The sequence below is a fragment of the Pseudomonas sp. BCRC 81390 genome (assembly GCF_030341915.1).
In the GTDB taxonomy this organism is placed as follows: domain Bacteria; phylum Pseudomonadota; class Gammaproteobacteria; order Pseudomonadales; family Pseudomonadaceae; genus Aquipseudomonas.
Genome location: NZ_JATAAG010000066.1, coordinates 134,548 through 147,734, shown reverse-complemented (window position 1 = coordinate 147,734; position 13,187 = coordinate 134,548). Strand labels below are relative to the sequence as shown.

Sequence of the window (13,187 nt, the reverse complement as noted above, 5' to 3'; positions counted from 1 at the left end):
AGTCCTCCAGCCGAGACCCACTCCATGCAAAGACACTTCATCGAAATCGACGGCGCCCGGATGAGCTACGTCGACCAGGGCCACGGCTTCCCGGTGCTGCTCGGCCACAGCTACCTGTGGTCAGCCGACATGTGGCAGCCACAGATCGAGGCCCTGTCGGCGCACTTTCGCGTCATCGTGCCCGAGCTGTGGGGCCACGGCGGCTCCGACGCCCCGCCCGCCACGACCACCGACCTGAGCGCCCTGGCCCGCCAACACCTGGCGCTGCTGGACGCCCTGGATATCGGCCAATGCCACCTGGTCGGCCTGTCGGTAGGTGGCATGTGGGGCGCGCAGTTGGCCCTGGAGCACCCGCACCGGGTCGACCGTCTGGTGCTGATGGATACCTACCTCGGTGCTGAACCGGAGGCGACGCGGCTCAAGTATTTCGGCCTGCTGGACGCCGCCAGCGCCGTGGGCATGTTCCCGGAGCCCTTGCTGGATATCGTCGTGCCGATCTTCTTCCACGCGGGCGGTCAGACGGTGCCGCTGGTGCGGGAAAACTTCCGTGCAGCGCTGAAGGCAAGCAGTGCCGAGGTGATTCGGCAAAGCCTCGATCCGCTGGGGCGAGTGATTTTCGGCCGACCGGACCTTTTGCCACGGCTGGGTGAGCTGGCCAGCGAGCGGACCATCGTGGTCTGTGGCGACCAGGACATTCCACGGCCGCCTGAAGAATCCAGCGAGATGGCGCGGCTCATTGGTTGCCTGGCAGCGCAGATTCCGTTTGCCGGGCATATTTCGAGCCTGGAGAACCCACGGGTGGTCAATGAGTTCCTGTTGAACTGGTTGCCGCGTAACCCTTGAGATAGCCAGCACCGCGTTGCAGCCCTTTCGCAACACCGGGCCGCCCAGCGAGAGAACGCGTAGCCTCGGCTTGCGCATGCTCTTGCAGGAGCGGCCTTGTGTCGCGATGGGCCGCAAAGCGGCCCCCTTCAAACCGTCAACCCTGCCACTTGCCCCCTTCGACGATCACGCTTTCCGGCTTGGTGTCATCGCTCAGCTCCTTGCGCACGTACTGGTCATACAGTTTCAGCAGGAACTTCTCTTCACCCAGCTTGGCCAACTCGGCATTGACCCAATCACGCAGCTCGATATTGCCCTTCTTCACCGCCGGTGCAATCGGTGCCTCTTCGCCCAGCAGCTCAGGCAGCACACGGTAGCCCGGGTTCTGCTTGGCCCAGCTGAACAAGATCAGGTTGTCCTGCGCATAGGCATCGCCGCGGCCTGTGGCCAGCGCTTGCAGCGACTCACTGTTCTTTTCGAACTTGAGCAGCTTCCAGTCCGGGTGATTCTTGGTCAGCCAGATATCGGCGGTGGTGCCGGTAGTGACGATGATGGTCTTGTCGGCCAGGTCATCGAGTTTCCGTACCGGGCTGCCGTCCGCCACGATCGCCTGCACGGCAACGCGCAGGTTGGGGTTGGTGAAGTCCACCGCTTCCTTGCGCTCTGGAGTCACGGTCATGTTGGCGAGGATCAGGTCGACCTTGTCGCTCTGCAGGAACGGGATACGGCTGGCCGGCTCCACGGCAACGAACTCGACCTTGTTCTCGTCACCCAGCAGGTCCTTGGCCAGGCGCCGGCCGATGTCGGTGTCAAAGCCCACATAGCGGCCCTTTTCATCGACGAAACCGAACGGCGGCTTGTCGGTGAATACCCCGACAATCAGCTTGTCGCGCGCCTTGATGGTTTCCAGGTAGCTGGTGGCCGGCGATGCGGGCGCTGGCTTGGGTGGTTCCTCGGCCTTGTTGCAGCCGGCCAGCAGGGCCAGGCCGAACAGCGGCGCCAGCAGTTTGGTGAAGTTGGCAGTTTTCATGACAGTTCCTTGTGCAGTGTCTTCGGCAGGCTTTCTACGAAGGAGAATTTCTCCAGGAACTGCTGCGCGCGTGCGGTCTGCGGTCGGGTGAAGAAGCTCTCGGGGTCGCCCTGTTCAAGGATCCTGCCGGCCTCCATGAACACGATGCGGTCGGCCACCGCGCGAGCGAAGGCCATTTCGTGGGTAACGATAAGCAAGGTCATGCCGTCGCGGGCCAGGCCCTGGATCACCTGCAACACCTCCTTGACCATTTCCGGGTCGAGGGCCGCGGTGACCTCGTCGAACAGCATCACCTCGGGGTTCATGCACAGCGAACGCACGATCGCGATGCGTTGCTGCTGGCCCCCGGACAACTGCCGGGGAAAGGCGTCGCGCTTGTCCAGCAGGCCGACCCGCGCCAGCAGCGCCTCGGCTTGCGCCTGCGCTTCGGCGCGCTCGCGCTTCTGCACCTTGAGCGGGCCGAGCAGCAGGTTGTCGATCACGCTCATATGGCCGAACAGGTGATAGCTCTGGAACACCATGCCAACCCGCTGGCGGATGGCGCGCCAGTCGGTGCGCGGGTCGAGCAGCTCCTGCCCGGCCAGGCGCAGGTGGCCGCCGTGGGCCTGCTCCAGGCCGTTGAGGCAGCGCAGCAGGGTGCTTTTGCCACAGCCGCTGGGGCCGAGAATGACCACCACTTCGCCAGCCGCCACCTTCAGGTCGACGCCTTTGAGCACCTGTTGCTCGCCGAAAAACTTGTTGAAACCCTGGAATTCGATCAATGCGCTCATGAGTGGGCCCAGCGGCGTTCCAGCACGCGCGAAGCGGCGGACAGCGGATAACAGACGATGAAGAAGAACAGGAACAAGGCGCCGTAGATCAGCACCGATTCGTAGGTGCGTTCGATGATCTGCTGGCCGGCCTTGATCACCTCGACCACGCCGATCAGCACCGCCAGCGAACTGGTCTTGATGATCCGCGTGTAGATGTTGATGGTCGGCGGGGTCATGCGCTTGAGCGCCTGCGGCAACAGGACATAGCCATACAGCTGCCAGCTGGCCAGACCAATCGACAGCCCGGCCTCGCGCTGGCCGCGCGGTAGCGAACGCAGTGCGCCCCGCACCACCTCGCCAACCTCGCTGGCGCCCCACAGGCCCAGCACCAATACCGCGCACCAGAAGCTGGGAATGCTCAGGCCGAAGAAGATCGGCAGGCCGAAGAAAACCAGGTACAGCCAGACCAGCACCGGGATGGCACGAAACAGCTCCAGGTACACCTGCAAGGCGATGCTCAGGACGCGGTTGCCCAGCGTTGCCAACACGCCATAAAGCACGCCCCCGAGCGTCGCGAAGAGGATGCCCAGCGCGGAGATGGCCAAGGTCTGCGCTGCGCCGCCAGCCAGCTGCGGCAGCGCCTGCAGTAACAGTTCAGAGGCCGAGCTGGCCATGTTGCAGCCTCCTTTCCACATGACGCAGCAGCAACGACAGCGGCAGGAACAGCAGCACGCAGAGCAGGGTCAGCACGGTGAGCATTTCGTAGGTCTTGTAGTACAGCGCGATGTAGTTCTTGGTGGTGTAGAGAATTTCCGGTACGGCCACCGCCGACACCACGGTGGTTTCCTTGAGCAGGAAGATAAAGTTGGCGAACAGTGCCGGCAGGCTGAGGATGCCGGCCTGGGGCAACACCACGTGGCGCAGCAGCTGGCCCTCGGACAAGCCGATCGAGCGCGCGGACTCCAGCTGGGCGCGGGGCACGGCCTCGACACCGGCACGCAGCACCTCGGTGAGATAGGCGCCACCCATGAAGGTCATGGTGATGATCGCAGCGGCAAAACCGGAAATCTTCAGGCCCAGGCTGGGCAAGGCGAAATAGACGAAGAACAGCTGGATCAGCAGGGGCGTGTTGCGGGCGAGTTCCACGTAGGCTTTGACCAGACGCCACAGGTACGGGGTGCGCAATACCAGCAGCGTGGCATTGACCAAGGCAACCAGCAGCGAAGTGGCGATGGCGATAAGGCCCACCTGCAAAGTCACACCCACGGCCTGCAGGAAGGCAGGCAACGTGCTGAGGATGAATACGGTGTCGAGGGTCATGGTAGAGCAGATCGGCAGGGTGCGCAGCGGCACGATGCATAGACTTTAAAGATATAAAAATATTTTGATAAATACCTTTATAGAATAAACATATCACCAAGACGCCGTGCCAACCCGGTGGATGGCATCGGCTCCGCCGGTGTTCGCAGGCCCGCCGCTACCACAGGTGAATGCTGCGCAAACAAAAACGCCGACACGAATGCGTCGGCGTTGTTTGCAGACTTGCAGATCAGAACGCCGGCAGTACCGCACCTTCATACTTCTTGGCGATGAACGCCTTCACTTCCGGGCTGGTCAGGGCCTTGGCCAGTTTCTGGATGGCTTCGCTGTCCTTGTTGTCCGGGCGGGCGACCAGGAAGTTCACGTACGGCGAGTCGCTGCCTTCGATCACCAGCGCATCCTTGGCCGGGTTCAGGCCGGCTTCCAGGGCGTAGTTGGTGTTGATCATGTCTAGGTCGACCTGGTCCAGCACGCGCGGCAGCATGGCCGATTCAAGCTCGCGGAACTTCAGTTTTTTCGGGTTCTCGGCGATGTCCTTGGGTGTGGCCAGGGCATTTTTCGGGTCTTTCAGGGTAATCAGACCAGCCTTCTGCAGCAGCAGCAGGGCACGGCCACTGTTGCTACCCTCGTTGGGGATGGCAACGGTGGCCCCTTCTTTCAGCTCGCTCAGGCTCTTGACCTTCTTCGAGTAGCCACCGAACGGCTCGACGTGAACACCGATCACGGTTTCCAGGTGGGTGCCCTTGCCTTCGTTGAAGTTCTGCAGGTATGGCAGGGTCTGGAAGTAGTTGGCGTCCAGGCGTTTCTGGTCAACTTGCACGTTGGGTTGCACGTAGTCGGTGAACACCTTGATCTGCAGGTCCACGCCTTCCTTGGCCAGGGTCGGCTTGATCAGCTCGAGGATTTCAGCGTGCGGTACCGGGGTAGCGGCAACCACCAGTTTCTCGGCGGCAGCAGCCAGGCCGGCGAACGACAGGGCAGCAGCCAGGGCGGTGGTCAGCAGGGTCTTCTTCATGGTGGTCCTTGTTCTGGTTCTGGCCATCGACGATGGCGAATCGGGTGCCCAACCGGTTCATCAGCGGGCGTATGGCGGACAATACCTAGATTTTTTATTCCGCAAAAATATCTTTTATTTAGCTGCTTATTCCAAAATCAAAATGCCATCAGCCACTTTGTTCATGAGCGGCGTCTAGCGCGCAGGGCTGGGCAAATCGAGGTCCTTCGGCAGGATTTCCTCGCCGTCATTCACCAGCAGGGCGAAGTGGATAATGTTCTCCAGCTCGCGGGTGTTGCCCGGCCAGAGGTGCGCTTCCAGCAGTTGTTGTGCGGCCTCGCTCACCAGCGGCACAGGCCTTTGCAGGCGTGCGCTGTAGATGCCGACGAAATATTCGGCCAATGGCAGGATGTCGCCCGGCCGCTCACGCAGTGGCGGCAACTCCAGCGCCCCTTCGCGCAGGTACTGGTACAGGCGCTCGTTGAAGCGTCCCGCGCTTACCACCCGAGCCAAGTCGATGCTGGTGGCGGCTACCAGGCGTACATCCACCGGCTGCGGCTGCTGCGCGCCCACCCGGGTAACCTCGCGGTTTTCCAGGGCGGCCAGCAGCTTGCCCTGAATGGCCAGCGGCAAGTCGGCGATCTCGTCCAGGTACAGCGTGCCGCCGTTGGCCGAGCCAAACCAGCCGGCGCGGCTGCTGGCCGTGCCCGCGTGGCTACCGGCGCTGTAGCCGAACAGCTCGGCATCGGCATAGGTGGGGCTGATGGCCGCACAGTTGACCGACACGAACAATCCTCCGCGGTCACTGGCGCGGTGAATTTGCCGAGCCAGCAGCTCCTTGCCGGTGCCGGTTTCGCCACGGATCAGCACCGGCAGGGGCTGTGGTGCCAAGCGTTCGAGTTGCTCGCGCAACTGCTGGGAACGCGGGTCGATGAATACCAGCGCCTTGGCGCGAATGCTCAGCGGGCTTTTGTCCAGTTCGGGGAAAGTCAGCAACGGCTGACCAAACGGGTTTTGAAAAGTCATGACGAACTCCCGCCCCAGGCCTGCAGTGGCCGGGCGTCGGCAAACGGTAGACAGTAGGGGTGATCAGGCGCGGCGTAGTGCGCGCTGCTCGACCCGGCTCTGCAAGCGATACAGGTAAGCGAACCCCTGTTCCCAACGCTCATGGCCGGATTTGACGTTGATGTGTCCGGCGTTGGTCAGCAGCCCCGCTTCGGCGCCCCAGGCCTGGGCCAGGTACAACGCCCGTGGCACGCTCACGGCCGGGTCGTTGTCCGAGCTGACCACCTGGCTGGGGAACGGCAGCGCCTCGGTCGGGATCGGCGCGAAGTTGCGCAAGGCGGGTGCGCAACTGGGCCGCTCGACATCCGCCGGCGCCACCAGCAAGGCGCCACGTACCCGCCGCAGCAAGGCCGGGCTGGCCTGGGCGGCCCAATGGGCGACCGTGACGCAGCCGAGGCTGTGGGCAATCAGGATCACCGGCGAGCGCTCGGCAGCGATCGCCAGCTCCAGCGCCTGCACCCAGTCCTGGCGCTGCGGGGTCAACCAGTCCTGCTGCTCGACCCGCGCGCTGTTAGGCAGGGTGCGCTGCCAGTGGCTTTGCCAATGATTGTCTGGCGATCCTTGCCAGCCAGGCACAATCAGGTAACGGATCGACTCGTTGCGCATGGGGACGCCTCCAGTGAGTTTGCGTGCTTGGAGACCAGTATAGGGCGGGAGTTATATCAGTAAAGGAATAAGAAGCTATTTATTAATAACCAAAAATGAAGTTGAATGCGCTCGGTGCGTGAGCGCGTATGGCAAAAAAATGGGCCATCCCCTGCCAAGAGATAAGGCCCATAAGCACTTGCCTGAAGAGGGTTTGCCGGGGTTCAGCGGGCGGTAATCACCGCCAGCTTGCTGATGCCCGCACGTTCGATCGCCGCCATGGCCCGTGCCACTTCGCCATAGTTGACACCGTCGTCGGCCTGCAGCTGCACACGCACTTGTGCGTCCTTGTCCTTGGCGGCCTTGAGGCTGGTTTCCAGCAGATCGGGCTGGATCTGGTCCTTGTTGATGAACAGCTTGCCTTCACCATCAATGCTGACCACCAGCGGGTCCTTCTGCTCCACCGGCGCCACGGCTTCGGTCTTGGGCAAGTTCACAGGGATCGCGTTGGTCAGCAGCGGCGCGGTGACGATGAACACCACCAGCAGCACCAACATCACATCCACCAAGGGCGTAACGTTGATTTCACTGAGGACTTCGTCATTGTCCTGGGTCGAGAAGGCCATATCAGGATGCCTCCTTCACGGGCTGGGTGAACCCGCCCTGGTACGCGTGCACGGCCGGGTGCACCAGCACGCGGAAGGCACTTTTCTGCGCCAGGCTGTAGAAGTCGTGGGCGAAGTCATCCAGGTCGGCTGCAGTGAGCTTGAGGCGGCGCAGGAAGTAGTTGTAGACCAGTACCGCCGGTACCGCGACGGCAATACCCACACCGGTGGCCACCAGTGCCGCACCAATCGGCCCGGCGACGGTTTCCAGGCTGGCAGAGCCGGCCGCACTGATACCCTTGAGCGCTTCCATGATGCCCCACACGGTGCCGAAAAGGCCGATGAAGGGCGACGTGCTGCCGATACTGGCGACCACCGCCAGGCCGGTTTCCAGCGAGCGGCGCTCACGCACGATCTGCTGGCGCAGCGCGCGCTCCAGGCGGTCCTGATGGTTGATGGCGTGGCTCAAGTCGCTGGCCTGGGTATCGCCCACAGCGATGGCGGCGTAGCCGGACTGGGCCACGCGTGCAGCCGGGCCCGGCAGTTCGTGGCTGGGCTCGGCGGCCGAGTCCAGGCTCGAGGCGGCCCAGAAGCGCTGGTGGAAGCGCTTGTCCTGATGCTTCAACCGCACGAACTGCACGGCCTTGACCAGGGCCAGGCCCCAGGTGACGACAGAGAAACCAACCAACAGCCAGATGACTGCGCTTTCAACGGACTCGAGAGGGGATGCCAGCAGGCTCATGATGATGTCTTCCTGTGTTCTGCGGAAAAGTTAGCGAAGCTTGAAATCGATCGGCACACTGACCCAGCCGGTCTGGGCCACGTCGCCTTGCTTGGCCGGGACGAAACGCCAGCGCTTGACTGCCGCCAGCGCGGCGGCGTCGAGAGCATCGCGGCCACTGCTCTTCTGTATCTGGATCTGTCCGGGCGCGCCGCTGGGCAGCACTTCGACGCGCAACAGCACGGTGCCCTCCCAGCCACGGCGTTGGGCCAACTGCGGGTACTCCGGCGCCGGGTTCTTCAGGTACGCGGCGTTCGCCGATGCCGGGGTTACCGGGGCTGGCGCGGCAGGCGCGGGCGCCGGCGGTGCCGGGGCGGCTACCGGGACCGGTGGCGCAGCTTCGACCGGCTTGGGCTGTGGCTTGGGTTGTTGCTTTACCACCGGCTTGGGCACGGGTTTGGGCTTGGTTTTGGGTTTGCTGGCCAGTTCGTCGATCACTGGCGGCGGTGGCGGCTGGACCACGGGCGGTGCCGGGGCGGGCGGCGGAGGCTCGACCACAGGCGGGGCAGGCGCGGCGAATTCGATGGTCATGGGCGGCACCTGCGGCGGCACCACCGGTAGCTCGGGCGTAGGCGCCCGGCTGATCCAGTAGGCGACGGCAGCATGCAGCGCCAGCGCCAGCAGGCCCAGCGCCAGCTTGTCGCGCTGCTTGAGCCCGCTGACAGGCGTGCGTTGCAGGCGCAGCTGGCCGAGCGGGAGGCGAAGCGTGCGCCCAAGCTCGACCAGGTCACCCGGAGCGGGGCGCCATGGCTGGTCGTAGGCCTTCATGGCCGGCTGGACATTACCCATTGATAAAACTCCCAGGGTCTCGATTCAGGTCTGACTGAATCATGGAACCAGGGGGCTTATCCCTTGAAGGAATGTTTAAAATTATACTTAGAACGTAAATGAATATCCGTTTTTTGCGCTGGCTTCGAGGCCGCGGATTCCGTGGGCTGTAGCTGGGGCGGGGAAAAGCGGTGCGTCAGACGCATGCAGCATATGCGCAGAATGCATGGGTTTTTCAGGCCTGCGAAGCAGCTCCGGCCACCCGCCAGGCATGAAAAACCCGGGACAGCGCCCGGGTTTCTCATGTTCGAAGGCGGCTCAGATATCCGCCACTTTCTGCCAGACCTTCGGCCGGAAGAACAACGTCTCGCCCCGCGCCAACCCGGTCAGGCTGTCGTGGTCCTTGACCACCTCGGCCTCGATCAGCTCGCTCTGCCCTTCTACCTTCAGGGTCACCCGCGTGGTAGCGCCCAGCGGTCGAATATCGCGCACCTCGGCGGCATGGTGCCCTTCGGTCTCGTGCCGCGACAACGACACTTCGTGCGGGCGGAACAGCACATGGTGCCCTTCGCTCAAGGCCAGGCGGTTGGAGTCCCCCAGGAAGTGGTAGACGAAATCGTTGGCCGGGTGCTCGTACACCTCGCCCGGCGAGCCGATCTGCTCGATCACGCCCTTGTTCATGACCACGATGCGGTCGGCCACTTCCATGGCTTCTTCCTGGTCGTGGGTGACGAATACCGAGGTCAGGTTGATGTCCTCGTGCAGGCGCGCCAGCCAGCGACGCAGCTCCTTGCGCACCTTGGCATCCAGCGCACCGAACGGTTCGTCCAGCAGCAGTACCTTGGGTTCCACAGCCAGCGCACGGGCCAGGGCGATACGCTGGCGCTGGCCACCGGACAACTGCTCGGGGTAGCGGTCGGACAACCAGTCCAGCTGCACCATGTTCAGCAGCTCATGCACCTTTTCGGCAATCCTGCTTTCGCTCGGGCGCTCGCCCTTGGGCTTCATGCGCAGGCCGAAGGCGACGTTGTCGAACACGCTCATGTGGCGGAACAAGGCGTAGTGCTGGAACACGAAACCGACGTTGCGGTCACGCACGTCATGGCCGGACACATCTTCGCCATGGAACACGATATTGCCCTGGTCGGGGGTTTCCAGCCCGGCAATGATGCGCAACAGGGTGGTCTTGCCGCAGCCGGACGGGCCAAGCAAGGCGACCAGTTCGCCGCTGTTGATGTCCAGGTTGATGTTGTCCAGTGCCTGGAAGCTGTTGAAGCGCTTGCTGACGTTACGAACTTCGATCGACATGAATCATTCCTCCGCGGCGCTGTGGCGCAGGCGGTTAATACGGTTCTCGCTCCACTGCTTGAGCAGCAGGATGAAGAGCGCCATGATCAGCAGCAGGCTGGCCACGCTGAAGGCCGCCACGTGGTTGTACTCGTTGTAGAGAATCTCCACGTGCAGCGGCAAGGTGTTGGTCACGCCGCGAATATGGCCCGACACCACCGACACGGCGCCAAACTCGCCCATGGCCCGCGCGGTGCACAGCACCACGCCGTAGATCAGGCCCCATTTGATGTTCGGCAGCGTTACATGCCAGAACATCTGCCAGCCATTGGCGCCGAGCAGGCGCGCAGCCTCCTCCTCTTGCGTGCCCTGCTCCTGCATCAACGGGATCAGTTCACGGGCCACGAACGGCACGGTGACGAAGATGGTGGCGAGGACGATACCCGGCAAGGCGAACACGATCTGGATGTCGTGGTCCTGCAGCCATGGCCCGAACAGGCCCTGCGCGCCGAACATGAGCACGTACACCAGGCCGGCAATCACCGGCGACACCGAGAACGGCAGGTCGATCAGGGTGACCAGGAGGCTCTTGCCACGGAAGGTGTACTTGCTCACGCACCAGGCGGCGCTGACCCCGAACACCAGGTTGAGCGGTACCGAAATGACCACCGCGATCAAGGTCAGCTTCAGCGCCGACAGTGCATCCGGCTCGAGGATCGCCTCGAAGAACGTGCCGAAGCCGTTCTTCAGCGCCTGCGACACCACGATCACCAGCGGCAGCAACAGGAACAGCGCGAATACCAGCCAGCCAAGGCTGATCAGGACGCGCCGCGACGTCGCACTGCCACGGCGGGCGGCGTTGGCGGCGGCGGTTGCATTCAGGGTTGAACTGGACATGCCGGCCTCCTTCAAGGGGTTTCGATGCGGCGCTGCAGCAGGTTGATCAGCAGCAGCAGGATGAAGGAAACCACCAGCATCAATACGCCGATGGAGGTCGCGCCGGTGTAGTCGTACTGGTCGAGCTTGACCATGATCAGCAACGGCAGGATCTCGGTCTTCATCGGCATGTTGCCGGCAATGAAGATCACCGACCCATACTCACCCACACCGCGGGCAAAGGCCAGGGCAAAACCGGTGAGCCAGGCGGGTAGCAGCGCCGGCGCCAGTACATGGCGGAACACCTGCAGCGGCTTGGCGCCCAAACAGGCAGCGGCCTCCTCGACTTCACGCGGGATGTCGGCCAGCACCGGTTGTACCGTGCGCACCACGAACGGCAGGGTAACGAAGGTCAACGCCAGGGTGATGCCAAGTGGGGTGTAGGCGATCTTGAAGCCCAGGTCGGTGGCGAACTGGCCGACCCAGCCCGAAGGCGCATACAGGGCAGTCAGGGCGATGCCGGCAACGGCGGTGGGCAAGGCGAATGGCAGGTCGATCATCGCATCGATGACCTTGCGCCCGGGGAAGGTGTAGCGCACCAGCACCCAGGCCAGCAAGGTGCCGATCAGGCCGTTGATGATCGCGGCGAACAGGGCGGTACCGAAACTCAGCTTGAGCGCGGCGATCACCCGCGGTGCACTGATGACGTTCCAGAACTGCTCCCAGGTCAGCTGCGCGGCATGCACGAACATGGCGGCCAGCGGTATCAGCACGATCAGGCTGAGGTACACCAAGGTGTAGCCCAGCGTCAGCCCGAAGCCGGGTATGACGGGGGAAATGCGACGTGACATAAATATCCCTGGTTGAACGCACGAAGCCCGGGATCAATCCCGGGCCGGTGCAGGCTTGTAAATCCTGGGGCTGCCAAGCGGCCCCCGCTTTTCCGTGGCGCTTACTGTGCCTGATAGATCTGGTCGAACACACCGCCATCATTGAAGAACTTGGGCTGTGCAGTCTTCCAGCCACCGAAGTCCTTGTCGATAGTGACCAGGTCCAGTTTCGGGAACTGCTTGCCGAACTCGGCAGCCACCTTGGCGTCACGCGGGCGGTAGAAGTTCTCGGCAGCAATCTTCTGCCCGGCCGGGCTGTACAGGTGCTTGAGGTATTCGCCGGCAATTTCGGTATTGCCCTTCTTCTCGGCGTTCTTGTCGACAACTGCCACCGGCGGCTCGGCCAGGATCGACAGCGACGGCACGACGATTTCGAACTTGTCGGCGCCACCGTCCTCCTTCAGCGCCAGGAAGGCCTCGTTTTCCCAGGCCAGCAGGACGTCGCCCTGGCCGTTGTTGACGAAGGTGATGGTCGAGCCACGGGCACCGGTATCCAGCACCGGCACGTGCTTGAACAGTTCCTGCACATAGGCCTTGGCCTTGTCTTCGCTACCCCCGGTCTTCAGGCCGTAGGCCCACGCGGCGAGGAAGTTCCAGCGGGCGCCGCCGGAGGTCTTCGGGTTCGGGGTAATCACCGACACATCCTTCTTGATCAGGTCGCCCCAGTCCTTGATGCCTTTGGGGTTGCCCTTGCGCACCAGGAACACGATGGTCGAGGTATAAGGCGTGCTGGCGTCCGGCAGACGCTTCTGCCAGTCCTCGGGCAAGGTCTTGCCGAGCTTGGCGACTTCGTCGATGTCGCCGGCCAGGGCCAGGGTCACCACGTCGGCGCGCAGGCCGTCGATCACCGCACGGGCCTGCTTGCCCGAGCCGCCATGGGATTGCTGGATCTTCACCGTGTCGCCCGGGTGGGCCTGTTGCCAGTGCTTGATGAACTCGGCGTTGTACTGCTGATAAAGCTCACGGGTCGGGTCGTAGGACACGTTCAGCAGTTCGTAGTCCTTGGCGATGGCGGAACCGGCAAAAACAGCACTGGCCAGGGCGGCGAGCGCATAACGGCGGATGGACATGGTGAAGCTCCCGATTGGCATTTTTCTAGTTTTGAAGGGGTGGCGCGTCAGCCGGTCTTGTTGCCGGGCTGTTGCAGGCGGAATTTCTCCTTGCGCTCGATCTGTACGACCTGAGCGTTGTGCACAGTGATCTCCACCGCACCGAAACGCAGGTCGCGCAGGGCGCTCTGGATTTCCCGCAGAATGGTGGCTTCGTCCTGACCGTCGATGCTACGCAGAGATGCACTCATGCTCGTTCTCCTTGGAATGAAGTTGCCGGGCTGAGGTTTGAAGGGGAATTACGCCTGGCTTGAGGCAATAGTAGTGAGGCCAGGTTATTCTTAAAAATACTGTTTAAGAATG

At 62.9% G+C, this 13,187-nt stretch carries 16 protein-coding genes; 1 reads left to right on the top strand and 15 read right to left on the bottom strand.

Annotation, left to right across the window (positions count from 1 at the left end; translation table 11 throughout):
- Positions 1-24: 24 nt before the first annotated feature.
- Positions 25-843 carry an alpha/beta fold hydrolase gene (locus QSV36_RS17330; protein WP_289133499.1) on the top strand — a complete coding sequence of 273 codons (819 nt, stop codon included), beginning with the start codon at positions 25-27 and terminating at the stop codon, positions 841-843.
- Between the two features lie 136 nt (positions 844-979).
- Here QSV36_RS17330 and QSV36_RS17325 read toward each other — a convergent pair whose 3' ends face one another.
- From QSV36_RS17325 to oscA, 15 genes are all read right to left on the bottom strand, one after another.
- Positions 980-1,852, bottom strand: coding sequence for a transporter substrate-binding domain-containing protein (locus QSV36_RS17325; RefSeq protein WP_289133498.1), 873 nt, complete (start codon positions 1,850-1,852; stop codon positions 980-982).
- Complete coding sequence (locus tag QSV36_RS17320) at positions 1,849-2,622, bottom strand: amino acid ABC transporter ATP-binding protein (protein ID WP_289133497.1); 774 nt, start codon at positions 2,620-2,622, stop codon at positions 1,849-1,851. Before QSV36_RS17320 ends, QSV36_RS17325 begins: the two co-directional genes overlap by 4 nt.
- Positions 2,619-3,278 carry an amino acid ABC transporter permease gene (locus QSV36_RS17315; protein ID WP_289133496.1) on the bottom strand — a complete coding sequence of 220 codons (660 nt, stop codon included), beginning with the start codon at positions 3,276-3,278 and terminating at the stop codon, positions 2,619-2,621. Before QSV36_RS17315 ends, QSV36_RS17320 begins: the two co-directional genes overlap by 4 nt.
- Entirely contained in the window at positions 3,259-3,924 is a 666-nt protein-coding gene (locus QSV36_RS17310) for an amino acid ABC transporter permease (RefSeq protein ID WP_289134202.1), read from the bottom strand. Before QSV36_RS17310 ends, QSV36_RS17315 begins: the two co-directional genes overlap by 20 nt.
- 229 nt (positions 3,925-4,153) lie before the next feature.
- Positions 4,154-4,939, bottom strand: a complete 786-nt coding sequence (locus QSV36_RS17305) for a MetQ/NlpA family ABC transporter substrate-binding protein (RefSeq protein WP_289133495.1) — start codon at positions 4,937-4,939, stop codon at positions 4,154-4,156.
- A 174-nt stretch (positions 4,940-5,113) separates the two neighbouring features.
- Positions 5,114-5,944 carry a sigma 54-interacting transcriptional regulator gene (locus QSV36_RS17300; protein ID WP_289133494.1) on the bottom strand — a complete coding sequence of 277 codons (831 nt, stop codon included), beginning with the start codon at positions 5,942-5,944 and terminating at the stop codon, positions 5,114-5,116.
- A gap of 63 nt (positions 5,945-6,007) precedes the next feature.
- The gene (locus QSV36_RS17295) at positions 6,008-6,589 is read right to left on the bottom strand and encodes an alpha/beta hydrolase (protein ID WP_289133493.1); all 582 of its coding nucleotides are present in this window, start codon (positions 6,587-6,589) and stop codon (positions 6,008-6,010) included.
- Between the two features lie 203 nt (positions 6,590-6,792).
- Complete coding sequence (locus tag QSV36_RS17290) at positions 6,793-7,194, bottom strand: ExbD/TolR family protein (RefSeq protein ID WP_289133492.1); 402 nt, start codon at positions 7,192-7,194, stop codon at positions 6,793-6,795.
- Position 7,195: 1 nt separating this feature from the next.
- Complete coding sequence (locus tag QSV36_RS17285; RefSeq protein ID WP_289133491.1) at positions 7,196-7,915, bottom strand: MotA/TolQ/ExbB proton channel family protein; 720 nt, start codon at positions 7,913-7,915, stop codon at positions 7,196-7,198.
- A 30-nt stretch (positions 7,916-7,945) separates the two neighbouring features.
- Positions 7,946-8,743: an energy transducer TonB gene (locus tag QSV36_RS17280; protein WP_289133490.1), complete on the bottom strand. Its 798-nt coding sequence runs from the start codon at positions 8,741-8,743 to the stop codon at positions 7,946-7,948.
- A gap of 297 nt (positions 8,744-9,040) precedes the next feature.
- Positions 9,041-10,030 (bottom strand): sulfate/molybdate ABC transporter ATP-binding protein, encoded by a 990-nt coding sequence (locus QSV36_RS17275; protein WP_114171931.1) that lies wholly within the window; start codon positions 10,028-10,030, stop codon positions 9,041-9,043.
- A 3-nt stretch (positions 10,031-10,033) separates the two neighbouring features.
- Complete coding sequence (gene cysW / locus QSV36_RS17270) at positions 10,034-10,906, bottom strand: sulfate ABC transporter permease subunit CysW (RefSeq protein WP_225779670.1); 873 nt, start codon at positions 10,904-10,906, stop codon at positions 10,034-10,036.
- Positions 10,907-10,917: 11 nt separating this feature from the next.
- Complete coding sequence (gene cysT, locus QSV36_RS17265; protein ID WP_289133489.1) at positions 10,918-11,736, bottom strand: sulfate ABC transporter permease subunit CysT; 819 nt, start codon at positions 11,734-11,736, stop codon at positions 10,918-10,920.
- A gap of 101 nt (positions 11,737-11,837) precedes the next feature.
- Positions 11,838-12,845: a sulfate ABC transporter substrate-binding protein gene (locus tag QSV36_RS17260; RefSeq protein WP_289133488.1), complete on the bottom strand. Its 1,008-nt coding sequence runs from the start codon at positions 12,843-12,845 to the stop codon at positions 11,838-11,840.
- A 47-nt stretch (positions 12,846-12,892) separates the two neighbouring features.
- The gene (gene oscA / locus QSV36_RS17255) at positions 12,893-13,075 is read right to left on the bottom strand and encodes a sulfur starvation response protein OscA (RefSeq protein ID WP_003258557.1); all 183 of its coding nucleotides are present in this window, start codon (positions 13,073-13,075) and stop codon (positions 12,893-12,895) included.
- Between the last annotated feature and the right edge of the window lie 112 nt (positions 13,076-13,187).